Origin of the sequence: Ktedonobacter sp. SOSP1-85 (genome assembly GCF_016587415.1) — a bacterium.
In the GTDB taxonomy this organism is placed as follows: Bacteria; Chloroflexota; Ktedonobacteria; order Ktedonobacterales; family Ktedonobacteraceae; genus Ktedonobacter.
Window position 1 is genome coordinate 160361 of record NZ_BNJI01000002.1, and the last position, 26282, is coordinate 186642.

Sequence of the window (26282 nt, forward strand, 5' to 3'; positions counted from 1 at the left end):
CGATAACTCAGAAGCAAGTACTCAGGCGAAGGGGAGAGCCGTATGCCGCTATAAACGGCATGTACTGGTTCGGAGAGGGGGACTCTGAATTGTCCTTTGCGGTGTATCCAAAGACCGACACGCTCCACGTACCATCCGTTTTTTAGTGAACATTGCCTCAGCAGTTGTTCTGAGTTCGCTTTTCAAAAGGAGGAAGGAATGTCCCGGCAGATGTCCTTTACCACAGATGACACCGGCGTTGTCTTTATTGACCCGCGCTGAGTAGCGGTTGGTTTCGTAGACGATCATGCTGTATCCGTTGAGCCGGGCACTGGTCGTCGCGCAACAATCGTAGGCAAAAGGTGGCAGGCTACGCAGCTGCGGACGTTCGTGCTCCCACATTTGCCCAATGGTGGAGCGCTGCCGACTGACCCGGCGTTGATCATCCTTGAGGCAGGCTTTGAGTAAGTGCAGATTCAACTCCTCGAAGGAGGCCACATCGGGGATGGGCACGAGAAAATTTCTGCGACTAAACCCAACCGCTGCCTCGACCCCACCTTTCTCCCATCCAGCAGCAGGTTGGCAGAAATGGAAGTGTCAGAACGCAGGATAAAGCCGGATGACTGAAGGAATGGCTCCCCACTTTCGCTCCAAAAAGGCCAGAAAAAGAGTTCATTGTCCCCACCCTTCGCTCATTTTAAAAGAGCATTTCCCCACTTTGGACGAGATTTCCCAATCATGTTCTGAGTTCTGACACTTCCTCCCTCGACCTCTCTTCATAAGCCCGCCCGTCTCTTCCTTTGCTCCAACCAGGCCTCCATCATGCGTCCGGCCAGACCTCCGTCTCCCTGCTCCTTCCACATTCCTCCCTGCAATTCCTCCCTTCTCGGCTCGTTGCGCATTCCAGACAGGATCATTGTGGGAAATGAGCAATAATTTTCCTCGCTCGCGCAGATCGCGGCCGCTATACTTTGAAAAAGGCCTGTTGCATTTCTATCGTGTGAAAGAGAGGTTTTCATGAACAAGCTTGTAGCGCTTGCCCTGTGTGGGGCAACCCTTCTCGGTGGCTTGGGATTCTGGGCCAATGGCCATCACACAGCGGCAGCCACCGCTTCCCCTTCGACTGTTCATGCCACGCACATCGCAGTTGTTCCGAGCGGGGTGGTCCCAAGCGCAGTGGTCCCAACTGCTGCCCGACAGACCACCCAACCACCTACCAGGCTGAGCAGTTACCTCTTTTGCTTTATCTATATACATAATTTCCCTTTCCATATTCTAGTAAGAAGCATTTTTCCCGTCAAGCTTCTTCTGCACGACCATCTGTTTAAACGCAGAATCAGGATCAAAGTTAGTATCTGGGGGAAGATGAATGAGAAATCCACCACTCATAACATGTTCCCAAACACCACCATGCTCCTCAATAGCCTGCTGGAAGGCCAGAAATGAGGCCGATTCAAGGAAGTGTCAGAACTCAGAACATGATTGGGAAATCTCGTCCAAAGTGGGGAAATGCTCTTTTAAAATGAGCGAAGGGTGGGGACAATGAACTCTTTTTCTGGCCTTTTTGGAGCGAAAGTGGGGAGCCATTCCTTCAGTCATCCGGCTTTATCCTGCGTTCTGACACTTCCCCGAAATACGCACGGTGGATAGTACCCATCTACAACAGCCCAACGACAATGGATCGGAACGGGGGAACCCCGTCAATAGCTCTTGCCCGTGGTCGATCGGACAAGTAGGAATCCATCCAATGCTTGACGGAGAACGATGGTCTAAAAAGCAAATGCCTGGGGGAAAGCCCCAGGATAGGCTAACGTAGACCCTGCTGTATGGAGGATAGAGAGTGAGTAGAAGAACAGATAGGAATATGCGGCCTCATCAAGAAATTGATGAAGCGAGCGGGACTTGGAAGAACCTGCCCTGGAAGAAACTAGAGCAGCACGTCTTCCGTCTTCAGAAGCGCATCTATCGAGCCAGTCAGCGTGGCGAAACGAGAAAAGTAGAGAAGTTGCAAAAGTTGCTGATGAAATCGGAAGCCGCACGACTCCTTGCGGTACGACGGGTGACACAAGACAACCAGGGGAAGAAAACAGCGGGCATTGACGGGAGAAAATCTGTCAATCCCAAACAAAGACTTCTCATGGCTCAAGCCATTCACCCGAAAAACCAGCACCGTCAAAAAGCCAAACCGGTACGCCGCATCTGGATACCCAAACCAGGGAAGAAAGACGAACGCAGGCCGCTAGGTATTCCCATCCTGGTCGAGAGGGCACAGCAAACTCTGGTAAAACTGGCCCTAGAACCGGCTTGGGAAGCGGTGTTTGAGGGAAACAGCTACGGTTTCCGACCAGGGCGCTCATGTCACGATGCCATAGGAGCAATCTTTAACGGTATCCGCTTCAAATCCAAATTTGTGCTGGACGCCGATATCAAAGGTTGTTTCGACAACATCGACCAAAAAGCGTTACTCCAAAAGCTCAAAATATATCCGCAGCTTTGGCACCTCATGAGAGGATGGCTGAAGGCAGGAGTACTAGAAGGGGTGGACTTCACCCCAACGGAAACAGGAACGCCGCAGGGCGGCCCACACACTCCTCCCGCAATAGTGCAAACATGGCGAGTGGTGGTCCGAGGGAGAAGGAGGAGTCTGAGGTCCAACGCGAAAGATCACGTGGACCTGCTCCTCATCAATCTCCACCCGTTTGACAAGCGTTCGAATAAGCTCCCGACGTGTTAGCCAATCAGCGTCATGCAGTCCCTCTCTCACCTTCGCAGCAAAGGTTTCCAGCCGTCCAAGGATGAGCCGAAGCTCCTGCTCCAGGCTGGCCTCATCTTGGATCTGTCGAATATGCTCTTGCACCTGCGCGAGCCGTTCTCGCATCCGTTTGATCCGCGGTTCAAACTCTGCCTTCTCGATGGTGCCCTCCGCATAACTGTCAATCAAGCGAGCAATCCCCTGCCGCAGCCTTCCCTGACTTGCCAGGAACCCTCTCAGTTCTGGGGATGGCTCCTGCTCCGAAGTCTGCAGCCGCTGCCGATACTCCTGCTCTAAGCGCGTTGGATCCTCTAGCAAGGCACACACCTCATTCCAGACGGCCTCTTCGAGCAGATCCGTCCGGACTTGCTTGTTCCAGCAGAGCCGGACGCCGCCGAAGCGATAGGCATCGGCTCCAATGCAGCGGTAGTAGGCATAGGCCCGTGGATGACCTTTTCTGGCACTGGGACTGATCGCTTTGCCATAGAAAGCATACCCACACTGACCGCAGACCAGCAAGCCCTGCAGCAGATAGCGTGCGCCTCGTTTCCCGAGACGTGCCCGCTGTTGATTTTCGCCCAGTTGTTCTTGCACAGCCTCGAAGAGTGCTTCATCAACGAGGGCTGGAACAGGAATGCTCATCCAGTCTTCGCGAGGGACATCCTGGGTGGAAACGGCTCGCCGCGGCTGCAGAGGACGTCCTCGTTGCGCACGGAGTCGTGGCCGCAGTGGTTCCAAGCGCGTTTTGCCGAAGGCGGCTACCCCTTTGTACGCCGGGTTGTGCAGCATATCGCGGACCGTGGCCCGATCCCAGACCGTTTTGCCCGTTCGGGTGCGCTCTTTGGCCGCTGTGAGCCGCCGGCAGACCTCCCCGATGGAGCAGCGATCGCGTCCCACCCAGGTGAAGACCTGACGAACCACGCGGGCCTCCTCCAGGAGGATGTCAAAGCGTGCCTCTCCCGCCCCATCGTGTTTGCTGACATAGCGATAGCCGTAAGGAGCCCCACTCAAGACACTCACGGTTCCCACGTGCGCTGCATGCCGTTTCCCCCGACGGCTGCGTTCCATGATTTTCGCGCGTTCATATTCGGAAATCATGCCCTGGACTTGCAGTAAGAGCTGATCTTCAGGCGTTTGCCCCACTTCTCGATTGAGAAAGACCACCTCGACGCCGGCGCGCAACAATTCTTCAAGCAGAAGGACTTGATGAGCGTAGTTGCGGGCGAGCCGATCAGGACAATGAACAAAGATACGGTCGAGACCTCCCGCAGCCGCCACATCACGCAGTCGCTCTAACGCGGGGCGAATGAGCGTCGCTCCGCTGTAGCCATCGTCGATGAACTCATGCTCAGGAGGAAGTGGCAGACCTAACTCGGCCACGCGAGCGCGCAGTTCGCGCACCTGGCTCTCAATCGTCTTGGCATCACTCTGTTGTTCTGAAGAGACACGGGCGTAGATGCCCACTTGCACTTCATCCATGACAGCTTCCTTTCTCCGACACTCGTCGGCTCTGGAAAACCTGTTCAGTGATGGCTCGCTGAGCAGGAAGGTGCCGTCGAACGAGAGGCACAAGACAGCGATAGGCGTGGTGCAGAACAGTGTGCTCAAGGCGGTTTGGCTCAAACATGACCTGCACCTCCAATACGATGGCAGTTTTGTGAGATCGCTTGGTCATGGCATCCTCCTTGATCTCGCGTCTGTACACCTTCAGCCCAACGCCCACTCCCATGCAGTGGGGCTCCGTGAAAACCATCTCCATAGCTCGCCTGAAGGTGGTTACGCGGGATCGCTACTTGATACACGAACCCCAGAACCAGTTTTGCAACATTGGGGGTGGCGTGCTGTCGCCGCTACTAGCTAATATCGCTTTGCACGGCATGGAAAAAGTGGCAGCAAATGTCTGTTCGAAGCAGAAAGGGCAACCAATCTTAATTCGATATGCAGATGATTTCGTCATTTTACACGCCGACAAAGAAATATTAGAGAGAGCAACAAAAGCAGTAATGAAACACTTAAAAGGCATGGGACTCTGGTTGAGCCCGAAGAAAACAAGAGTCACCCATACGTTAACTTCATATGAGGGGAACGTAGGTTTTGACTTTTTAGGCTTCTCCGTACGTCAATTTCCAATGGGAAAAACCCATACCGGAAAAAACACGCAAGGAAAACCCCTTGGGTTCAAAACCTTCATCACCCCGAGTAGAGAAGCCATCAAACGCCACACGCTCCAAATGAAACTGCTGATACGAAAACGAAAATCTGCCCCTCAAAAGGCGGTCATTAGCGCGATCAATCCCGTCATCCGAGGCTGGGCGAACTACTACAAGTGGGTAGTGTGCAGCAAGGCATTTCATGCCTGCGACCACAACACCTTTCGCCAACTCGCACGATGGGAACAAGCAAGGCATTTAGGGAAGAGCAAAAGATGGGTCAAAGACAAATACAGCATTCCCATTGACGGATCCCAACGGTTCGGCACCTACATCCGAGATAAAGATGGGAACCCCAAAGCTGTATACGTCCGATATCATACAGAAACGCATAGCCAAGACTACGCAAAAGTCAGAGGATCGGCGAGTCCGTATGATGGGAACCACATCTACTGGTCACAGCGACTCAAGCAACACCCGCTTATGAAAAGCGAAAGAGCAAAACTCCTCGCCCTTCAAAAAGGACAATGTCCCAGATGCGGACTCTACTTTCGAGACGGCGATGTCCTAGAAACGGATCATATCACCCCAACCGCACTTGGTGGAAAAGATGATATCAGCAACAAATGGGTTTACCATCGCCACTGCCATGATGAGAAAACCGCCGAGGATGTAGCGAGAATCGCGCAACACAAGGCGGCTGGTGTCAATCACAGTTGACCATACACTGAGGAGCCGTGTGCGGGGAAATTCGCATGCACGGTTCTGGATTGGCGGTGGCGGGAGTGATCCCGCCGCCGACCATACGAAGCGAGATGAGGAGCGGTTTTTCCTGATAAGTTTGTGCTAGTGCTCACGATTGAGGGCAAATTCTCACGTTTGGGGGCCAAACCCACTTTTCAGGTCATTTACCAGATAGTAAATTGGGTGCGCATCAGCACAACTTTTGAGGTGAAACTGACAAAATCAGCGCGAAGAGTCGAAATTGACCATCCAGAACCTGGAGAAACCGCTCCTCATCTGGTATATTTCTCTCAGAGTTGTAAATAAGAGACGTAAGGCGCGCCTCATTTATCGCTCGGACAGGAGGGGTACCAATGGTTGCGCCGACTGTGCATGCACGCGCACTCTCAACCCTCAGGGCGAGGTCTTGCAGCTCAAAGCTCACGACAAACGCAAAACCAGCACGCCCAATACCGGACCACGTTGGGCCAAAGTGGAAACTGACTGGGATGTGATCGGGAAGTAGCCCTCTCCTGTTCGTTTCCCCACCCATAGCAGGTCAACATTTCGCCCACCGATTCTCAAAATTGACAATCCAAAGCGGGTAAATTGTCCCTCTCGTGCTCTTGAAAGCAGAGCAGAAACACGCTACTCTGAGAGGAAATTTACCCAGTCCTATCAGCGAACATGGCTTAGCGCTACGTTAGCTATCATGGGACACAAAGTAGGAGACATTATGAACGTCGATAAATCGACTCATCCATCTGTATATCTACTTCGTATCGTTCTCGGTCTAGGCATACTTTTTGCGCTCTGTTCCCTTTGTGCTGCTTTAGGGGCTTTCTATACATATGGCGGGATATCCCAGTGGTGGTTAACCATCTCGGAAGGTGTACGCCACGAAGGCGTTCTTTACCTCAATGGAGCGGGTTTTGAAGTTGCTTTCTTCGGATCCGTTCTCATAAGCATCTTGGGTTTATGTGCTTTTGTATTCACCTTTATTGCTTATCAACGCAGGAAAATAGGAAAAAAGCCGATCGTGTGGGCAATGCTTCTGTTTGGAATAGCCATCCTCATATTGATGGGTTCAATCATGTCTGGCAAAACGTTCTGTACTGCTGATGCAGGTAAATATGGAAATAGCGACAATGTTACCTGTACCATTCCGCTCCATCCTTGAAAATTTACAGGGCCGACTCCTCAACGATATCTTGATTAACAGAATGATGAGAGAAGAAACCAGATGAGGAGCGATTTCTCCAGGTTCTGGATGGTCAATTTCGACTCTTCGCGCTGATTTTGTCAGTTTCACCTCAAAAGTTGTGCTGATGCGCACCCAATTTACTAGCCACTCCTTGATATGATATATTAGTGAGTGTATCTTTAGGGTGTAATATTACAGTAGAAGCTATTAATATATTTATCGCATAACATGGTTTTATTTAGAGGAGGGACCCATGACGCGTCATCAAGGAAGCCAGGATCCGGATAGCTCCTCTGCGCGAACCAACAGCTTGTCACGAAGGCAGTTCCTGGCCGGGGCCGCAGCCCTTGGTGCGATTGGCTGGACTCCAGTCTTCGGCGTCACATACGCCTCCGCCTCCCAGATCCCGCCCAACTTCCCGACTTCAATCGCACTGTATAAACAAGCGTTCCAAAACTGGTCCGGCGAGATCATGGTCGACGACGTTTGGACCTGCATTCCCCAGACGCCCGGCGATGTGGTGACTGTTGCCAACTGGGCTCTGGCCAACGGCTATCGCATTCGACCACGGGGCATGGGTCACACCTGGACACCGCTAACCGTCCCGGCCGGATCGAGCTCAACCAATGTCGTGCTTGTTGACACCACGCAGCACCTCACGACCGTGACTGTTAACGGCCCGGGATCGCCTGCCACAGTCGTAGCCCAGGCCGGAGTCACAATGGACGTGCTGCTCGCCACGCTGGAGGAAGCTGGGTACGGCCTGACAGCCACGCCAGCTCCAGGGGACCTGACGATTGGCGGTGTGTTGGCGATCGACGGGCACGGTACTGCCATCCCCGCACAAGGCGAGACACCGGCTCCAGGGCACACGTATGGGTCCGTCAGTAACCTCATTGTGTCGCTTACAGCCGTAGTGTGGGACCCGAGCAGCGGACAGTACATTCTGCGAACCTTCGCTCGCTCGGATTCCGCCACCAGAGCGCTTCTGGTCCACATCGGCCGGGCTTTCGTCACTGAGGTGACGTTGCAGGTGGGCACCAATACTCGCCTCCGGTGCCAGAGCCGGGTTGACATCTCTGCGGCGACGCTCTTCGCGGCACCGGGTTCCGGTGGATCACAGACCTTCGCCAGCTTTGTTGAGAGCGCCGGCCGGGTCGAGACCATCTGGTTTCCCTTCACGAACAATCCCTGGCTGAAGGTATGGACGGTCTCGCCCACCAAGCCGCTCTCGTCGAGGGAGGTCGATAGCCCATACAACTATGTATTCTCTGACACTATCCCCAAGGTCGCCTCCAATCTCATCTCAGAGATCGAGGCTGGTGACGTAGCCGTGACGCCCACTTTCGGGCAGACCCAGTATTCCATCGTGAGTGCAGGTCTTATCAGTACCGACACGATGGACATCTGGGGGTGGTCAAAGAACCTGCTGCTATACATACGGCCCACGACGCTGCGCGTGACGGCGAATGGCTATGCGGTATTGACGAACCGCGGCAACATCCAGCGTGTTGTCAGTGAATTCGCTGCCTACTATCAGTCGCGACTCGCTGCCTACCAGGCACAGGGCAGCTATCCCGTAAATGGGGCAATGGAGATCCGCGTGACCGGGTTGGACGTTCCAGGTGATCTCGGGGTCCCGTCAGCTGGCTCGCCGCAGCTCTCGGCGCTGCGCCCACGTCCCGATCACCCGGAGTGGGATGTGGCGGTGTGGCTTGACGTCCTCACTATCCCAGGTACCCCACAGGCTGACCAGTTCTACTGTGACCTCGAGACGTGGATCTTCGGGAACTACTCCGGTTCTTATGCCGCGGTCCGACCCGAGTGGTCGAAAGGCTGGGCGTACACTAACAGCGCCGCCTGGGCCGACCCCACGGTGTTGACCAGCACAATTCCCAACGCCTACCGGGTGGGACAGGTGGCGGGTGACGATTGGGATGCGGCGATCGGGGCGCTGGACACCTACGACCCCCACCGCATCTTCGCTAATGCCTTTCTGGATACCCTGCTGCCCTGAGCGGTGGAGCGGGCACCCTCCTCAAAACGCTACACTGCGGCCGCTCTCACCCGTGCAACTGAAGAGATACTGTGATGGCTCCCTACGCCTGATTCTCATGGGATTTCCAGGAAGAAATACGGATGACAGGCGTGGTAGTGATGGGCCGACGTGCCTACGACATGGGAGAGGGAGATCTCATGGATTACGAATATCAAGTGCTGATCTTTGTCCTGACTCATGCTATTCCGGAAAAGGGGGCCTGAGCTTGCCCCCCCATGGGCATTAAGTTTAGAGAAACTGACAAAAGAAAGCTCCTTGAGAGAAGATGAAGTAATCACAAATTTCATCAAGGACCTTTAGGCCCGTCGTCGAAATTTACAACGGCAAGCTACCAGGGCACTCTATGAGAGAGACGAGTAAACAACGCTAAGGCTACACTATTGCCTCTACTACTCTCGATAAATGCTTGATCCCCTCGCGTATTTCCTGTTCATTGACTCCTGCATACCCCAAGAGTAGCCCTGGACGCTTGAGTTCTTGCTTGTTACATGCTGAGAGCGCACGAACATCTACTCCTTGCCGTGCTGCCAGTTGTGAAACCAGGCGGTCGTCCAGACCTTGCGGAAGCCAGCCGATCAAGTACATTCCTGCTTCATGTTCCGCCAATTCAATCACTCCAGGCAATTCTTGCCGTATTGCCTCAATCAGTATCTGCTGGCGATGGGCATACAACGTCCGCATCCGCCGGATATGCCGGAGAAAATGGCCTTCCATGATAAAATCAGTCACAATGGCCTGTTCTAACGTGGGAGAGGAGTGTCCAAGTAATGCTCGCATAGCAAGAAAGGGTTCCACTAACTCAAGTGGCAATACGATGTAGCCCAATCGCAGCGCCGGAAAGAGCACCTTGCTAAACGATCCCATGTAAATGACTCGTCCATGCGTATCCAGACCTTGCAGAGAAGCAAGTGGGCGCCCACAATAGCGAAACTCGCTGTCGTAATCATCCTCCAGTATCCACGCTCCTACACGTTGCGCCCAATCGAGCAGTGCAAATCGCCGTGCCAGGCTCATGGTGACTCCAAGGGGATACTGATGCGATGGAGTAACGTAGGCCAGGTGTGCTCTCTCGCACAGCCGTTTGCCAGCCTCTACATTGAGTCCTTCTTGATCGAGTGGGATGGAGATAACCCTGGCACCAGCCCCCAGAAGATTTGCGCGTGCTCGGGGATAGCCGGGATCTTCTACCCAGACCATATCCTCCTCGTCGAGGAGGATCCGAGCCGTAAGATCGATGGCTTGTTGAGCTCCTGAGACAATCAGCACCTGCTCAGGCTGACAGCTCACTGCTCGCGAAGCTGTCAGATACTGAGCAAGTGCATTCCGTAAGGGACGGTAGCCTGCTGGATCGCCATAGGTTAGCAGTTCAAGCGGTGGATGGTGGTAACGTCGTGCTGCCAGCCTAGACCATACGTCGAACGGAAATGCATCCAGAGCGGGCAATCCCGGCTGAAAAGCTCTGGCTGATAGTGCTTGGACGGGGGGAAGCAATGGGGAATGCATCACCTGTTGGACGCGTTGCGACAATCGAGGAAGCTTCTTCCTCTCCTGAAGAGGAGCTTGTTGGGCATGCACCTGCAGCATCTCTTCTGGTAACGTCGATGCCACAAACGTTCCTGCTCCAACACGTGCTTCGAGATACCCTTCGGTAACAAGCTGTTCAAAGGCCGTGATGGTAATTTGGGCCAAGAGTGAGCAGGTTTCAGCACGAAGCATGATCAATCGGCGCGAAGGGTGAGCAGCTCAACTATTGATGGGAGGAGAAACCGCTTGAGACATCTTTAGAGTAAAGAACGTAGAAGCCGCTTCTATACTTGTGCGAACGTCCTTTCATAGATGAAAGAGCGAAACGAGAATATGGAGGAGCTGGCTTGAGAACAGAAACGGAACGTAAACGTCTTCTCAAAAAACACAGAAACAACGTCACGTTTTAACGTTAAACGTTGATGTTCTTTCCGTTTTTTCTCCTGCGTTTTTATCTCCAAAGATTTGAGAGGCGGATTGTTCTGGATCATTTTGTAAATTCGCGTGCGAATTTGCCCGTTATATGCAGGCTTCAGTAGTAGTCTGACCTGGCGAGACTCGCTCCTTTCAACCCAAAAACTGGGCCGAAGGAGAGGAGCTTCTGCTCACAATTCAAGCAAATTTTGCTCATGAATTTACACCGCCGAAAGTGATGAACGTGCTTCCAGAGCCATGTTTCCAAACAGCAATAGTTGAGCTGCTCGCTCTTCGCGCCGATTGATCACTCGTCACCCTAAAACCTGATCAATCTTCGGTTCTTACACACTCTCGGTGATAAGCTCTTCAATAAAGTGATGGGTATCCCGAACTCTGAGCTTGAAACGTGAGAGAAGCCAGAAAGATAAACTCATCCTTCACCGAGAGTGTGTAAGAACCAATCTTCGCACTTACTACCACTTTCGACTCTCATTTGACCTTGTTCTGAGTTCTGACAGAACCCCTTCGAAAAGGACCAGTCCAAAGAGGAAGCCGAGGAGACAGCCCAGGGCAGGCGGCGTTCCTCGTGAGATGGTGTGGAGTCGTCATCTCAACAGAACAGGAGCAGGGAGGGCTTCCACCCTTTGCATTCCTCTTTACTTCTGCAACACAGCCCTTTTGCGAAACCCTGAGACACGTTTGCCAATGGGGCTTAAAACCCGGTTTCTTCGTCAGTGGAACGATCCCATTGGATGTCAGCGAAATTCACCCCTGGTTGGAGCACGAGGTTCATGAGAATCAGCCAAGGAATACCTCGCAGGTCGGTCCCCTGGAAATTCGCCCCATTCACTATGGCGTCTGTTAACTCAGCTTGCCGTAAGCGAGCATTTCTGAGGTCAGCATTACTCAGCCTTGCTCCTTCCAACCTTGCCTTGTTCAGCTTTGCTCCCTGCAAGATGGCGTTCATGAGCCGCGCCCCGCTGAGGTCCGCATAGCTGAGGTCCGCATAGCTCAAATTGGCTTCTTGCAGATTGGCTCCATGCTGGCTCATTGCGTGCAGATTGACTCCGCACAGGTTGGCACCTTGCAGGTTGACTCTAGACAGATTAACTCCACGCAGATCGGTTTCGCTCAGGTTGGCACTATCTAGCCGCGCATTTTCCAGACGGGCTCCACGCAAATCACTCCCGCGCAGATCAACTTTGCTGAGCGTACAAGCTCTGAGATCGGCTTTGCGCAGATCACTCTTGTTTAACTTCGCCGCAGACAGATTGACTGAGATCAGCTCGGCTTCGTAGAGATTGGCTTCACTCAAATTTGCCTCGTGCAGGTTGATGCGGATCAGTTGAGCCTGGCACAGGTTGGCTTCGCGTAGATCGGCATTGGTCAGGTTGGTATCATCGAGAACGGCATTCGTCAGATTGGCTCTGCGCAGGGTAGCATTGGTGAGATCTGCATGCTTCAAGCCAGCTCCTTTCAATTGAGCCTCGGAGAGATTGGCTCCTCTCAAATCGGCATCATAGAGCCGGGAAACATTCAGATTCCCTTTGACCAGGTTGGCTTCTCTGAGGTCCGCCTTGTGCAAGCTGGCTGCGGACAGATCGGCCTCACTCAGATTGGCGCCGTTTAGCTGTGCGAAGCGCAGATCAGACCTGCGCAGACAGGCTCCGCGCAGGTCGGTCCCGCGCAGGTCGACTCCGCTGAAGTCAGGCCGTCGCACATTCTGTTGCTCTCTCCACTGGTTCCACGCTCCGATCCCCTGCATGAGTTGATCAATACATTCCTGATCTGCTATCGGATTTCTCCCTGGCTTGTTTCAAGGTTCTCCAGGCTTTTAGGAAATGAGCGAGAGAGCCTGGGAGGGCACTTTTCCCTGGTCCGTTTTTTGCCTGGTCGCGCCTGACCAGGTTGGCTTCTCTCACGCTTTCTCGTACCTGGCTGACTGGCATGCTCTTCTATTGTATGCCAGCGGAAAGAAACGTGGCAAGAGGCGTAAGGAGAGAAACCAGCACTCTGAAGTTCTCGTATTGTCAAGTTGATGCCTGAGCTGAGCAATGTGAGAGAAGAGCCCCGCATTGCATCACGAGAAATCGGTTCACCGTTACTTTTGGTGAATGATGATCTCCTATATCGAGATTCTTCAAGCCCGCTATTTACGCTAGAAGCAATTTCAGTCTAATCAGATAATCATGCAGAAATTAGGCTCTTGCTCACTTTCAGTGTTTAAGCTCATCAACAAGCGCGCAAATTACCACTACAGCAATAAAGCAACGCCAATTCAGCACCTGCGGCTGTATAGACAATCATGCGTATTTGGGATATTATCGAAAAGACGCATTGATGTAGAGCAACGGGCACCTGAAAGAAATTGATGTAGAGGGAATACAACGACACATGACAGAGCAGTCAAAAGCGTTAGAAAACATAAGCGAAGAGCTTCTCACCCTTATTCGCGCCTCTGTAGAGATGGGTTTGGCCTCGATTGAGGGTGACGAGGATATGACCCCGATATTTAATAATCCCATCAGCATAATTGTTCTTGACACGAAAACAATCGAGGAAGCCCGCGCAACAGTCCAGAAGGTCATTCAATCTGGGACGATTGAGCGTGGTGTGCTGATCTATAATGGCCGTGTGACACTTCCTACCGGCGAAAGGCATCGCTTGCTACTCCTGGAAGGTTATGAGAGCGGTCAGGATACCATTGTCCGCTTTAATCAATACTATCGACCACCCGTCAAAGCGGGCTTCTTTGGCAAAAAACGCCCCCTGGAGAGGATTGGCCGCTTGAAGTTCATGCCTGCTTCAATAAAGGTGAAGGAAATCCAGTAGATATTAGCGACACAGATTCGGAAGTGCTTATAAATGGCGCGCCTATCCTCATAACGAGGGCAGGCGCGTTGTTTAGCTTATATTGCTTAGTGAGCGGGCGTTGACCAGCTATTGTCGGCTGCAGCGTGGGGCGAGTCCGGGGCAATCTGCATGATCTCGATGCGGTTGCCATCGGGATCGGTCAGCCAGTACTGCCAGTTGTTGTCCAGGCCACGGGTAGGCTCGCCGCTGATGGGGAGGCCACGCGTCTCCAGCTCTTTGAGTGTCGTTGCAATGTCCTCGACAAGAAGGCAGAAATGGTTGTCGCCGACCTAGGAGGACTTGTTCTCGCCAGTTGTGCCTGGGAAGAGTTCAATGAAGTGTCCTGGGGCGATCTGGAGATAGACAATCCAGGGCGAGGGCGTCCCCTCGCGATCCAGGCGGAAGGTCTCACGCAGACCCAGCTTATTGCAATAGAAGTCCAGCGAGTGCTCCAGGGTGGAGTTGGCCCAGTTTGGTGTAGTCGACGAAAGAAAAGGAGAAGACGAACGAGACTCTTGTTTTCTCATTTATTTTCTGCAAAGGGTCTCTCTTCTTCAGAAAAGTCTACCTTTGATATTGCAAAGGTAGACTTTTCTGAAGAAGAGAGACGTTTCGAGATGATAGGAGATCTTTCAGCAGTGGTAGACCCTTCATGCGCACTGGAATGGTAGACTCTTCGGCAAAAGGTAGACCTTTCACAGACGCATTGAGGCTGCGTTTCGGGGTTCGCTTGTCCGGTTGCTCATGCTTTCCAGTCTCATCATCAAAATGGCGAGTGAGCCTATGAGGACGACACTCTCACAGGCCTATTCTAGACACTCCTCTGTCAAGTGAATTCGCCTTCACTTTCAAGATTCTTGAGGAAGTCTTAACTTTGCATCTCCACAAAAACAGTTCTGCCCCACTTGCCCACTAGGACTCCATCAGCCTGTGTCGCCTCTGTGATCGGCTTCTCAGTAAAGGCAGCATGGAGAAGGGGTAGTAGAGCACCACCAATGTTCTGTTTGAGAGTTCCATATTGGCACATGGATATTGGCTGCTCGGTCATGCTACTGCTGCTAGCAGTTGTTGATGAGGGGCTGGCAGCGGCCTTCGCGGGCGTGCCCGCGCATAACTTCGCGCACTTCCGCGAGTTACTGGGTATTCCGTCTGAGGTCACTCCAGTTGGCGTGATTCCCGTTGGCCACCCAGCACAGGACCGCCTCTCACCCTCACTCAAACGCGGTCGCAAGGCGACCACGGATTTCATTCATCACGAGGGCTGGTAAACTGAGATAGAAGATGGCGGGTGGGCAGATGCCCACCCGCCATCTTCTATCTAGAATTAAAAAGCCCGGGAAATATGGATATTGTGTTAGCCACAGCAAAGCAAAATACAGTATTTTAGATAAAAAGCTGTGCTTTTAAAGGAATGAGTCGGGCATATCATTCAGATAAGCAAGCAGTAGCTAAGGCTGTAGAAACAGGCTGAGCGAGAGCGAGAAACCAGGCTACAAGAAAGGGGGGATGTGCTAGCGTAAATGCAGCAGATACAGACAGAAGAAGCACGCCTACAGGAGTGCAGTCACCTCGTGCTTATTATTGCGGCTCGCCTCCTGCACCATGATCTCATTCACCTCTGCAATCTTTGCTGCCAACTCATCGGAGATCATGCGCTCCACAGTGCCCTCCGGCAAAGGTGGCTGCTGCTCCAGTGGTGCTCTCTTGCGAGCGGCCACCCATCGGTCCTCTCGGAACTCTTTGGTGTTCTCAAACTTATAGGCATAGGCGATGCCACGGTAGCGTGTCTGCGAGCGCTCGATCACGGCGCGTACTGTGCGGGAAGTCCAGTCTGATTTGCCATTGGGGCTTGGAATCTTGTTGTCTACGAGGTACTTGGCGATAGCGAGGATACCATGCCGAGCTCATCTAGCTCCTCACAGATGATGTAGAAGTGTGCAGCAATGCGAGTGAGGCGGTCATAAGTGCGCACCATAATGCTATCAACCTCGCCGTTCAGGTAGCGCTCGCGCATCTCCATGAACTTCTTGCGCTCCTTCCAGACGGTGCCTGTGAAGATCTCTTGCACTACGTCTACCACAATCAAGTCGAGCTGTGCCGCATGTACTCTGCAATCCTTCTCCTGCTGCTCCAGGCTGGTATTATCTTCCTGCGCGTCACCAGATACATGGCAATAAATTCAGCGTCAATGATCACCTCATGAGGAAGAGGGCGCTTCCCCTCACCTGGCGTGATCCTTCCACTGTGCGCGGCGACTTCAAGCACCCACTCCAGGTAGTTATAGGTTAATCCACCATTCAACATCCACTCTGCCCAGGCCACCATTTCGGCGGGTGGCTCTTCCTGCCCCTCAACATACTCACGGTATTTCTTGTGCGTGCCACAATCTTACACTCCCTCGCAAATCAAAACAATAAAAGTATAATGGGGGCGGAAAACTGGACAGGGGGATGAGATAAAATAGCAGGAGGGAGAGCACATTCACAAGGAGGAAGATCGTGGCAAGTTCACCGAAGAAGTACAGCAGTGATTTTAAAGTGAAAGTGGCCTTAGAAGCCATCAAGGGACAGAAAACCCTCAACGAGATCTCATCAGAGTATGGAGTTCACACCACTCAAATCACGCAATGGAAAAAGCAAATGCGCGGATCGAACTGCCACAGATCTTCGCACGTAACGGCAATGAGCGAGCCAAGAGCGAAGAAGCCCTCATCGCTACCTTATATCAAGAAATCGGTCAGCTCAAAGTCGAGCTGGATTTCCTGAAAAAAATCTGGTCTTTCCCGTTGAGCAGAAGCGGCTCCTCATCGAGCCTGAGCATCCTCACTTGTCGATTGTCCGTCAGTGTGAGTTGTTGGGATTAGCCTGTTCGAGTTACTATTATCAGCCGGTCCCTGAGAGTGAGGAAGATCTACTCTTAATGCGCCTGCTTGACGAACAGTATACCAGGACACCATTTTATGGGAAGCGCAAGATGGTCGCCTTCCTGGCAGAGCAAGGGTATATGCTGGATCGCAAACGCGTCAGGCGGCTCATGCAACGGATGGGGCTGGAGACGATTTATCCCAAGCCACGGCTGAGCCGACCTGGCGAACCAAGTGTGCGTTATCCGTATCTCTTGAGAGGAGTAAGTATCACCAGCCAAGATCACGTCTGGAGTAGCGATATTACCTACATTCGCCTGGCCCGAGGGTTTGTCTACCTGGTGGCCATCATTGATTGGTTCAGCCGCTATGTCCTGGCTTGGGAACTCTCAACCACTCTGGATACCAGTTTCTGTTTGGATGCGCTTGACCGGGCTTTGGGGGCTGGGCAACCTACCATTTTCAATACGGACCAGGGAGTTCAGTTTACCAGTCACGAGTTTACCGCTCGTCTGCTTCGCTCAAACATTCGCATCAGCTGGGATGGGCGAGGGCGAGCCCTAGATAACGTGTTTGTAGAGCGTTTGTGGCGCAGTGTGAAGTATGAAGAAGTCTACCTCAAAGACTACCAAACGGTTTCAGAGGCGAGGAGTGGACTCACTCACTACTTCCATTTTTACCATCATGAGCGATATCACCAGTCGCTAGGCTACAAAACACCTTTTGCGATGTATCGCTCTGAGCATTCGTCATGACTTTTCCGTACTGCTGAGTCTACTCTCAAAATTGGTCAATTTCTGTCTAGACAAACGGTACCACCATATAAGTGCAAGTGGTGTGGAACTTGGGAAGTGTATGAATGTGGTAATGCACACACGCATTTCGGATCGGCGCTGGTTTGCAAAGACTGTAACACATACGACGGAAAGCCCGGCCTGGTCTGCAACGGAACGAGGCACCCCTCTAACAAACCGCGGTGGGACGTGTAGAGGGGCGAATGGAGGCACTACAATAGCTGCAAGGTCGTTAAGATGAGACAATTCTTCTACAGAAGAAATCCCCATGTCCCCACGTTAGGGGGCGATACCAATGATCCATCTGGCTACACACTACACAGGGTCGGCTCTACGCCACTAGCTATATGCGCGGCCTGCTCGAAGCAGTTCAGCCTGAGAGATAATTCTTATCTAACGAGCAAATAATATTTTTCAATGGTATTCTGTGTTTGAAAAGTGTTTAAATAAACCACATTAAGAAATACATTTCTCTTGACTATCATAGGACACTATTCTATACTTCCTGTATGAAACATAGTAGAGTATTCTATGGTAGTTGGAACGAGAAATGCCTTACCGTAGCACCGAGCGTAGTGAGCAGCGGCGTCAACAAATGCGGCAAGCTCTGATTACTGCCACGCGTGATCTTTGTGTGCCTCAGGGGTATAACGCCACGACGATGCAACAGATAGTGCGAGAAGCTGGTACCTCGATAGGCAACCGTTATTTCTATTTTTCCACCAGAGAAGCACTACTGAGGGCAGTTGTTGAAGATTTTACCACTTCTATCGGTCAGGCTATCGATATCGCCATTGCTCCTCTTCCTCCTGGTCCTGAGCAACTCGCCGTTGGGCTGCCCAGAGCCGTCTGGGCTACGCTATCCCAAGCCGATCTCGCCCGTGTTTTACTTGTCGAAACCCGGCTCCCTGAGCTACGATTCACTGTTCTGCACTACTTTCTTTTACGCCTGTCTCTTTTTCTACAAGCGGGCCATCTGGCTAATGAAAATACTTCTTTAGAGCTGGTCACACTGGCCTTGCAAGGCACAACCTTCCAGATACTAGAAAGCGTGATTATGGGCGTTACCGTAGCGGACGAAGATACTATTGCCAGGTTTCTCGTCTAGTGGGATCTTCGCGCACTCGGCGTGTCAGAGGAACGAATTCAACAGGTGCTTTTAGTACTGGAGCCATTCCTGCTTCAGTTTGCGCTGACAGGACGACAAAAACAGCATATGCAGCTGAGGAGATAGAGGAACTATAAGTACGCTTGCTCTTCACTTCGAATATATCAAACAATGTCGATGTATTTTGCTGCGTGTTTTCTGTAATGCGGTACACAGTAGCACAGTTCTTTGCGAAGGAATAGAACAATGCAAGAAGAAAGATGCGCAACCTGTGGAAAAGACATCTCTCATGGCGAGCTTGCTTGCTCGCAATGCCTGGCAGAATCCCAAGGTCCTTCAAATGCTCGTTCCTCTTTTCAACAATGGTTCTCGCGCCGTACTTTTCTGGCAGGCGTAGGAGCAGTCCTGCTAGGCCTGGTTACCGCACCCTGGAACACTGTGCGCGCTCGTCCCCTGGGATCTCATACACACGTATCTATTGCGTCACGAGACCTCTCTTTCTGGGAAGCAGAAGGACGAGCTTTTGACCAGCAACCCATTTTCGGCGATAAGTTTAGCGCCAGCCAGGTGAAGCCCGGCCTGGTCCCTCTAGGAGGGGATTATTGGGATGGTCCCTATCCTGTGGGGAACCTCAGCAACTACTGGCTGAGCACCGAGAATGAGCATACTGGCAGCCTCACATCGCATGAGTTCGCTATTGATGCGAACTATCCATGGTTCAGTTTCCAAATAAGTGGTCATACAGACCTGAAGACCCATCGTCTTGAACTACTAGTCAGGGTAACGGCAACCAATGTGGGTACCTTCGCAACGCAAACCAGCTCATATCCGTTGGTGAGCATACCTGGTCAGGGCAAATTCTACTGTATTTATCAGGCTACCGGTCATGGAACAGAGATCATGCGCCAGGAAGTGCTGAATGTGGGCTGGCTCGCTGGTGAACCAGCACGTGTGCGCATCATTGATAACTCTACCCTGGGTCATATCAACATCTCTGATATCCATTTTCTCGCCGAGGCTCCCCAGGTGGCAGTCAATGGGGGAGCAGTGAACACTCCCCTGTGGGGGTGGGCGGATATCCATACCCATCCAGCCGCAAACCTGGCCTTTGGGAGCGCCATTTTCTGGGGTCAGCCAGATGGTCCTATCGATCAGGCCCTGGCCTGGTGTTCACCGCTGCATGGGGCAGATGGAACAGGCATTGTCTCTAACACTGGCCCATTGATGGCTGCGGCTGAGCAGAAAGGCTACGGCATAGATATTGGGCATGGAGTTGGTGGTTTCCCGCTCTTCGACGGGTGGCCAAAATTCACCACGATCATTCATCAGCAGATGTACATTGATTGGCTCAAGCGTTCCTATCAGGGCGGACTCCGCCTGATTGTTGCGCACGCCGTCAATAACGAGGCGCTGGCGAATGCATTTAACGCACCCATGGCATATGACGACATCACCATGGTAGAGGTACAGATCGCCGCGCTCAAAGCTCTGGCCTCCCGCCATAGTGATTGGATGGAGATTGCCTACACTCCCGCTGATGCGCGTCGAATTATTGGGGAAAACAAGCTCGTTATCGTGCTCGGCATCGAAGTAGACACACTGGGCGGCTTTGGAGATTCCAACACGTGTGTGGACGCGGATGTGCTGGCCTACCTTCAGCATGTGTACCATGATCTAGGTGTGCGTCATCTCTTCCCCATCCATGTGGCAAACAATGCCTTTGGCGGAACGCAGATGTACATGGAGCTCTTTAATGTAGACAATCATTATCTGCGTGGAAAGTATTATGAGGTGGAAGATGGTTCAGCCACAGGCGTACAGTTTCGCCTGGGCGAGGACACAGAGGCGGCAGTAACTATCGAGAGAGACCTGGGTGTGTATAATCCACCGGACTACTCCAAAATTCCTGGCGGACACGTCAATAGAGCTGGCCTGACCATCCACGGAAACTACATGATTCAGGCCATGATGAGCCTGGGCATAATCATTGATGTGGACCACATGTCGCAAAAGAGCGTCGATGGAGTCCTGGGCCTGGCTGAGCTCTACAATTATCCGGTAGTTCTGGGGCATACGGGCTTCCGCGAACTGTCCTGGCAACGTGGAACAGAGACAAATAATAGCCATAAATACGCGCACGAAGGGTTAAAGACAGCGGCCACTATCCAGCGCATTCGGAACCTGGGAGGTGTCATCGCCCCGATCACCAACCAGGACGATATTCGCCCGGTGAGTGACGTCATCCCCTCGCTGACAGCTAAGGTCAACAACGATTGTGCCGGTTCAACCAAGACCTGGGCGCAATCCTACCTCTACGCCATCACCCACATGGGTGGTCAGGGGGTAGCCATTGGAACGGATGTCAACGGTTTTGCGCGCTTCCCAGCCCCGCGTTTTGGCATGAACGCCGGTTACAACCTCGATTATAATATCAGTGGCTACGGACCCGATACTATCCGTAACCCCTTACGAGCGCAACAGGTCGCTGCGCAAAGCAACGGCGTGCGCTACGATGCGCCAATCATCTCGCCTCGTCACTATCGCTTTGAGGGTGTCCTCCTGGGCGATGTGTACAACACGACCGATCAGGACATCTGGCAGGCCATGGGTCTCTATAACGCTGGCTTAAATCCCTGGACGAATGACACTATTCCTGACGCTACCAGGCCAGCCCTCAATTTCGCTAAAGGATTTTTTGCTACCAGGAAGAGCCAGTTAGATATCTTACCCGATCCACTCGACCTGAATTCTCCCTTTGAGGAGAAGACGGCCTTCCTGGTGAAAACAGGGCAGCAACCCTCATCTTCTGATGCGCGACAGGTGCGAGATCTCTATCCCAAAGTGCTGGCCATCTGGCAGCGCTGGCAGTCCATGCAGGGCAACAACACGCCATTAACGCGCAGTTATGCTGGTCAACGCGACTTCGATATTAATATTGATGGGGTAGCGCACTACGGTATGCTGCCAGATATGCTTCAGGACCTCAAAAATGTCGGCCTTACCGATACTGACCTGATACCGCTGTTCCGCTCTGCCAATGACTATATTGTTATGTGGGAGAAGTGTGAGCAGCAGAAACAGCAAATCCAAATATAATTGGCTTGCCTGCTATGCTATGTAGTCTCACAAGCGGGTGAAGACCCGAAAACACATGAGAAAGGCATACGGTGATGGCTGTTGCCATACCAAAAAGCCTGGTAAGTTTGGCTCACAATGTCGTAATCTGGATACAGCATTGGCACACAACGCCAGCCTCCCCCTTGCAGCACTATGGGCCAGTGCGCATGGTGCGTGATGTCTTTCAGATCAGCGGCTTTCTCCTCATAGATACTTTGGGCCGCATCCGTCAGATTATCCTCAATCAGGAGGCTCCTTTAGCGCTTGTTTTACTCATCCCTTTGCGGGCGCTTGTCGCTCCCTCACACGTTGCTATTCAGTTGGCCCAGACTTCGCTTCCAAGGAGGTGATGAGGGTGGTGGTTTTCTTGTGTTTCTATGTTTTTTTTGGTATGCTGCACTAGGTAGTGGCTGGTGCTGCCATTTTCTGGGCATTATTTTAAGAGAAAGAAGGAGCGATGGGCATCTTACGTCATTTAGAAGTGAAAGATTATCATCCAATTATTCAAGTAGTGGATGAATGGTGGGGTGGACGCCCTATGGCCAGCCTTCTTCCCAAACTCTTCTTTGAGCACTTTCAGCCGACCAGCTTTGTGATGGAGCAGGATGGGGTTATACAAGGGTTTCTTGTCGGTTTTCGTTCTCAAACTACTCCTACCCAAGCGTACATTCACTTTGTTGGAACCGACCCACATTACCGAGGGCAGGGAATTGGTCGCCGCCTCTATCAGCACTTCTTTGGAGTGGTTAGCAATCTGGGATGTACTGAAGTGCTTTCCATCACTTCCCCAGTCAACAAGGGATCGATTGCCTTTCATACAAGGATGGGCTTTGAGATCCTCCCCGGGGATGCAGAAACCGATGGAATTGCAGTTACCACGAACTATGATGGATCTGGCGTGGATCGCGTCTTATTTCGGCGTCGTTTGTGAAAACAGGTTGTTTGGGACACGAAATGGAGGAGGCAACTGCAATTTTTTCACTGGAAACGAGCGCAAATTTATGCATATCATAGGTAACCCACTTTAGATCCTCTTTTTCTTATTTACTACCCCTAATGTATACACATCTGGTACCATAGACCAAAGCCTTTTGGGAAAGCACGTTGTCACTAACGACGCCTTGTAAATTGAGGACGTCGCGTGCAACTCGTGCTGCATTCCTCAAAGGAGGGAACGGGGTAGGTGGTGCAGCGGAAGAAGAACGTGGTCGAAACTCTGGGCTGGCTTACAGAGCGGGTGAACAACACAGAGAAAAAAGCGTTGGATCGCTAATCTCGCCCTCTCTCTGCTCTTTTTGCATGCATTACCGCTTCTCCGAGGCTCTCTCGCGCTCGAATTGGCCTTCAACCACGTTCTTCTTCCGCTGCACCACAACCCCGATGACACACGTCGTGTGCGCGTCAACTGCTAGGTATCCCTCTTGCGGGGCAGGGTCACCGTAAAGGTCGATCCTTTCCCGGCTTCACTGTCCACCGTGATCGTTCCTCCGTGGCCCTTGACGATCTCTGCCACAATGTACAATCCCATTCCCAAGCCGGGGATCGCTCTCTGCCTGGGATCGGTGGCCCGATAGAACCGCTCAAAAATCTTGTCGCACTGCTCTCGCGGGATGCCCAGGCCATGATCGCGGACATGGACCGTGACCGCATCTTCGGAGGCGCTCAGGTCCACCTCGACCGTCTCGGCATCCGGAGAATACTTGATGGCATTACTGATCAGATTGATAAAGACCTGTCCGAGTCGGTCTCGATCTCCGATCAGGCTGGTCCCCACGGTGCCACGCACCATGATGGTATGGCTCGGATGAGTTTGTTGCATGGTGTCGGTAATGTCCTGTAGCAAGGCATCCAGATCGACTGTCTCCCAGACATACTCCAGTCTGCCCGCCTGGATCTTGGAGACATCCAGTAACTCTCCAATCAGGCGTTCAAGTTGCTTGACGGGCCCCTCTACCCTGGAAAGCGCTGTGGCAGCCTCGTGATGGGATTGCCTTTCCAGTCGTTTTCGTGCCAGTTGAGTCTGCATCTTGAAGGCCGTGAGCGGGTTCCTCAGTTCATGGCTGGCCATGCTGATAAAGTCATCCTTGCGCTGCTCTAACTCCTTGCGGGCCGAATTATCCAGCACAAAGACGATCCTTTTGCATGGGGAATGCGGTAAGGCGACCCCACCCGCGAGCACAGGAAGGCGACTGCCATCTTTACAGATGTACTCTTTCTCATATGTTACCGACCGCTGGGCGGCCAGTTCCTGATGGGCCTGCTGGGTAGAAGCCAGATACTCTGGAGGCGTCATCTGCATCCAGTTGATGCGTCCTTCGCACAGATCTTCGCGAGTATAGCCGGTCATGCGCAGAAAGGTGTCGTTGGCGTCCACAATCTGCTCCCTTTCGTCGGCAAAGATGCCGATAATGTTGGAGTTCATCAGGACGCTTGCGCGCTCCTGACTCTGGCGCAAGGCTTCCTCGATGCGCTTCTGCTCGTCGATATCGGTGCTGGTGCCAAACCATTTGACGATCTGACCCACTTCATCACGCACGGGCATGGCGCGGACTAAAAACCAGCGATATTCCCCAGTGTGAGCATTTCTTAGACGCTGTTCGTACTCAAACATGTCTCCTGTGTCCAGGGCATGCAGCCAGTGCGCTCGGTTGCCTTTATGATCATCTGGATGGAGAAACTGGAGGTGAGCCCATTGGTCGCTTTGTAGTTGCTCAAGCGTCGATCCGGTGTAGTCACGCCACCGCTGGTTCGTGTACGCGAACTGGCCATCGGGGCGTTTCGTCCACACCAGTTGTGGCACCATTTCGGCCAGCACCCGCAGGTTTTCCTCGCTGGCTTTGATTTTCTGTTCAGCCTGTTTCTGCTCATCGATGTCAGTGCTGGTGCCAAAATATTTCAGGATCGTGCCCTGCGCATCTTTGAACGGTGCTCCTCTGGCAAGAAACCAACGATAGTCTCCGGTGATACCATTGCGCAGGCGCTGTTCCGCTTCATAGGGCCTGCCTGCCTGGACGGCGCTCTGCCACCCCGCCAGGACGCGTTGCCGGTCATCGGGGTGGATGGCCTGGAGCCAGCCGTCCCCCTGGTATTGTTGGGAGGTCATGTCGGTATAATCGCACCAGCGTGAGTTCGCGTATTCAGCAGAACCATCGGGACGCATGATCCAGACAAATTGGGGGATGGCATCGATCAGGGAACGCAGTTCTGCTTCGGCCCGCTTTTTGTCATGAATATCGGTGCAGGTACCAATATATTTGAGGATCGTACCCTGGGCATCGGTGTAGGGTGTGGCTTGCATCAGGAACCAGCGATACTCCCCGGTCGTGCCATGGCGCAGGCGCTGTTCCGTTTCATAGGGCTCGCCGTTCTGGACGGCGCGCTGCCATGTCTCCAGGACGCGTTGCCGGTCCTGCGGATGCGTACACTGCATCCATCCCTCCCCCTGGGCCTCTTCGGTGCTCAGGCCCGTATAATCGCGCCAGCGTTGATTATACGAGTCGACGTACCCGTCCGGTCGCCCCGTCCAGACCAACTGGGGAATGGCATCGATGAGGGCATGGATGTCTCTTTCGGCTCGCTTGCGCGTGGTGATGTCGATGCCGGCGATGACGAGGTACTCGACGTGGTAATTCGCATCCATGTGGGGGGTGATCACGCTCTCAAAGGAAAGGAGCATCCCTTCCCTCGGGCGAACCAGGGCCTCGAAGCGCACCGTTTCTCCCCTGCTGGCTCGCGCGATGGCTGCGCGGAGCCGCTCTTGGCTGGCAGGAGCAAAGGACCACCAGGAGGTCTCGGCCAGCGGTTTGCCAATCACCTCCTCGCGTCGGACCTGCGCGTCGTCTAAGGGGACCGCATTGATATCCAACACAATTCCCTCGGGTGTCAGGAGCCCGATCCCGGTCTGCAAGCCATCCAGGTCATTGATACAGAGGCGCTCGCCCTGGGGAAACGTCTCCTGGCGTGGTGCTGGTGCTCTCATCTGGTGGAACTGCAACATGAGTCCCCCGACGGTGGAAGCGAGGTGTACGTGCAGCCAACTCTGGGTGACAGGCGAAACATACTGCACTTCGGTCAATGTTCGGGTCTGTCTGGTCTTGCGCACGGCCTGGTAGAGCGCGATGCTCACCAGAGGCGTCGCGCAGCGCCAGAAGCTGCTCCCAAGGTATGCCTCGGGTGTGGCGCCGAGCATGGCCTGCGCACTCGCATTGGCATACACAATGGTCTCGGTGTCATCGACGACAAACAAGGCGCCAGGAAGCGTCTCAAGCATGGTGAGGAGGGTCTCACTCGACGCAGGAGTGACACGCTCTGTTCGCTTTGGAGTGGACATACGACGGTAACTCTCTCTTTCCCATACCCCATCCCTGAGAACGAAGATGCATTCCTGCTCGAACCGAAAGCACGTCTAGTGAAATGATGTGATATCTGTGAGAAACAAGCAAGCTGGACTGGACTCCCGTACCAGGTCTCGAAGAAACAGGAGAACGAGCACCAACGAGAGATGCTCAAACAGCCTCGCAGAACGCTCTAGAAGCAGAGCATCCTCGAAATGTGGGAAACAGTGCCGAGAACGCTGCTTCTTTTGCTTCTTTTCTTATGGGAAACCGTTCTTGCAAAAGTCAGTAGCGGCTTCTCGTTGTTGGTCGTTCCGTTCTTTCTCACGGGCTTAGGTATGACGAAAAAGGCAGGTGCGGGGAACATCCAGGGCGACTCTTGCGATCGAGTTCCAGCCAGTTGCA

At 52.9% G+C, this 26282-nt stretch carries 22 protein-coding genes and 3 pseudogenes; 14 read left to right on the plus strand and 11 right to left on the minus strand.

The features are described from left to right. Positions 1–48: 48 nt before the first annotated feature. Positions 49–492: a hypothetical protein gene (locus KTE_RS28965; RefSeq protein WP_201387578.1), complete on the minus strand. Its 444-nt coding sequence runs from the start codon at positions 490–492 to the stop codon at positions 49–51. A gap of 504 nt (positions 493–996) precedes the next feature. Here KTE_RS28965 and KTE_RS28970 point away from each other — a divergent pair. Together KTE_RS28970 and KTE_RS28975 are read left to right on the plus strand one after the other, a co-directional pair. After that, positions 997–1425, plus strand: a complete 429-nt coding sequence (locus tag KTE_RS28970) for a hypothetical protein (protein WP_201387580.1) — start codon at positions 997–999, stop codon at positions 1423–1425. 418 nt (positions 1426–1843) lie between these two features. Next, positions 1844–2572: pseudogene (locus KTE_RS28975) on the plus strand (reverse transcriptase N-terminal domain-containing protein); the annotation flags it as partial. On the opposite strand, the gene KTE_RS47975 reads toward KTE_RS28975, so the two are convergent. Both KTE_RS47975 and KTE_RS28985 read right to left on the minus strand, forming a co-directional pair. After that, positions 2510–4210 (minus strand): recombinase family protein, encoded by a 1701-nt coding sequence (locus KTE_RS47975; RefSeq protein WP_201387582.1) that lies wholly within the window; start codon positions 4208–4210, stop codon positions 2510–2512. The pseudogene KTE_RS28975 and the gene KTE_RS47975 sit on opposite strands and share 63 nt — an antisense overlap. Then, positions 4203–4406, minus strand: a complete 204-nt coding sequence (locus KTE_RS28985; RefSeq protein WP_201387584.1) for a hypothetical protein — start codon at positions 4404–4406, stop codon at positions 4203–4205. Before KTE_RS28985 ends, KTE_RS47975 begins: the two co-directional genes overlap by 8 nt. 67 nt (positions 4407–4473) lie before the next feature. Here KTE_RS28985 and KTE_RS28990 point away from each other — a divergent pair, with 67 nt between their 5' ends. The 5 genes from KTE_RS28990 (at position 4474) to KTE_RS49005 (ending at position 9070) form a co-directional block, all read left to right on the plus strand. Further along, positions 4474–5601 (plus strand): group II intron maturase-specific domain-containing protein, encoded by a 1128-nt coding sequence (locus tag KTE_RS28990; RefSeq protein WP_236600723.1) that lies wholly within the window; start codon positions 4474–4476, stop codon positions 5599–5601. Between the two features lie 265 nt (positions 5602–5866). After that, positions 5867–6130 carry a hypothetical protein gene (locus KTE_RS28995; RefSeq protein ID WP_201387586.1) on the plus strand — a complete coding sequence of 88 codons (264 nt, stop codon included), beginning with the start codon at positions 5867–5869 and terminating at the stop codon, positions 6128–6130. Between the two features lie 210 nt (positions 6131–6340). After that, positions 6341–6784 (plus strand): hypothetical protein, encoded by a 444-nt coding sequence (locus KTE_RS29000; RefSeq protein WP_201387587.1) that lies wholly within the window; start codon positions 6341–6343, stop codon positions 6782–6784. Positions 6785–7061: 277 nt separating this feature from the next. Further along, positions 7062–8825: a cholesterol oxidase substrate-binding domain-containing protein gene (locus KTE_RS29005; RefSeq protein WP_201387589.1), complete on the plus strand. Its 1764-nt coding sequence runs from the start codon at positions 7062–7064 to the stop codon at positions 8823–8825. 122 nt (positions 8826–8947) lie between these two features. Continuing rightward, positions 8948–9070, plus strand: coding sequence for a hypothetical protein (locus tag KTE_RS49005; protein WP_255552995.1), 123 nt, complete (start codon positions 8948–8950; stop codon positions 9068–9070). Positions 9071–9239: 169 nt separating this feature from the next. Here the strand turns inward: KTE_RS49005 and KTE_RS29010 are convergent, their stop codons facing one another. Continuing rightward, positions 9240–10556, minus strand: coding sequence for a PLP-dependent aminotransferase family protein (locus KTE_RS29010; protein ID WP_201387591.1), 1317 nt, complete (start codon positions 10554–10556; stop codon positions 9240–9242). 964 nt (positions 10557–11520) lie between these two features. Continuing rightward, complete coding sequence (locus KTE_RS29015; protein WP_201387593.1) at positions 11521–12573, minus strand: pentapeptide repeat-containing protein; 1053 nt, start codon at positions 12571–12573, stop codon at positions 11521–11523. Between the two features lie 629 nt (positions 12574–13202). Between KTE_RS29015 and KTE_RS29020 the strand changes: the two genes are divergently transcribed. Then, on the plus strand, positions 13203–13640 hold the full coding sequence (locus KTE_RS29020) for a hypothetical protein (protein ID WP_201387595.1): 438 nt from the start codon (positions 13203–13205) through the stop codon (positions 13638–13640). An 86-nt stretch (positions 13641–13726) separates the two neighbouring features. On the opposite strand, the pseudogene KTE_RS49845 reads toward KTE_RS29020, so the two are convergent. Together KTE_RS49845 and KTE_RS49850 are read right to left on the minus strand one after the other, a co-directional pair. After that, a pseudogene (locus KTE_RS49845) lies at positions 13727–13927 on the minus strand (VOC family protein); the annotation flags it as partial. 24 nt (positions 13928–13951) lie between these two features. Then, positions 13952–14188, minus strand: a complete 237-nt coding sequence (locus KTE_RS49850) for a VOC family protein (protein WP_201387597.1) — start codon at positions 14186–14188, stop codon at positions 13952–13954. Between the two features lie 498 nt (positions 14189–14686). On the opposite strand from KTE_RS49850, the gene KTE_RS29035 reads away from it, so the two are divergent. Beyond that, positions 14687–14929, plus strand: a complete 243-nt coding sequence (locus KTE_RS29035) for a nitroreductase family protein (RefSeq protein WP_201387600.1) — start codon at positions 14687–14689, stop codon at positions 14927–14929. A 282-nt stretch (positions 14930–15211) separates the two neighbouring features. Here the strand turns inward: KTE_RS29035 and KTE_RS29040 are convergent, their stop codons facing one another. Genes KTE_RS29040 through KTE_RS29050 form a run of 3 tightly spaced genes read right to left on the minus strand, consistent with a single transcriptional unit; the run spans position 15212 to position 15986 of the window. Then, entirely contained in the window at positions 15212–15553 is a 342-nt protein-coding gene (locus tag KTE_RS29040) for a recombinase family protein (RefSeq protein WP_201391007.1), read from the minus strand. After that, positions 15526–15840: a recombinase family protein gene (locus tag KTE_RS29045; protein WP_201391009.1), complete on the minus strand. Its 315-nt coding sequence runs from the start codon at positions 15838–15840 to the stop codon at positions 15526–15528. Before KTE_RS29045 ends, KTE_RS29040 begins: the two co-directional genes overlap by 28 nt. Next, positions 15744–15986: a hypothetical protein gene (locus tag KTE_RS29050; RefSeq protein WP_201387602.1), complete on the minus strand. Its 243-nt coding sequence runs from the start codon at positions 15984–15986 to the stop codon at positions 15744–15746. Before KTE_RS29050 ends, KTE_RS29045 begins: the two co-directional genes overlap by 97 nt. A 173-nt stretch (positions 15987–16159) precedes the next feature. Here KTE_RS29050 and KTE_RS29055 point away from each other — a divergent pair. The 5 genes and pseudogenes from KTE_RS29055 (at position 16160) to KTE_RS29075 (ending at position 22474) form a co-directional block, all read left to right on the plus strand. Continuing rightward, positions 16160–17279 (plus strand): annotated as a pseudogene (locus tag KTE_RS29055) (IS3 family transposase). Positions 17280–17868: 589 nt separating this feature from the next. Beyond that, a complete protein-coding gene (locus KTE_RS29060; protein WP_201387603.1) occupies positions 17869–18426 on the plus strand; it encodes a TetR/AcrR family transcriptional regulator in 558 nt (185 codons plus the stop codon). A 246-nt stretch (positions 18427–18672) separates the two neighbouring features. Further along, positions 18673–21522, plus strand: a complete 2850-nt coding sequence (locus KTE_RS29065) for a membrane dipeptidase (protein WP_201387605.1) — start codon at positions 18673–18675, stop codon at positions 21520–21522. Positions 21523–21596: 74 nt separating this feature from the next. Further along, complete coding sequence (locus KTE_RS29070) at positions 21597–21893, plus strand: hypothetical protein (protein ID WP_201387607.1); 297 nt, start codon at positions 21597–21599, stop codon at positions 21891–21893. A 107-nt stretch (positions 21894–22000) separates the two neighbouring features. Continuing rightward, positions 22001–22474, plus strand: a complete 474-nt coding sequence (locus tag KTE_RS29075; RefSeq protein WP_201387609.1) for a GNAT family N-acetyltransferase — start codon at positions 22001–22003, stop codon at positions 22472–22474. 477 nt (positions 22475–22951) lie between these two features. Here the strand turns inward: KTE_RS29075 and KTE_RS29080 are convergent, their stop codons facing one another. Further along, positions 22952–25873, minus strand: a complete 2922-nt coding sequence (locus KTE_RS29080) for a PAS domain S-box protein (protein WP_201387611.1) — start codon at positions 25871–25873, stop codon at positions 22952–22954. Positions 25874–26282 lie beyond the last annotated feature (409 nt).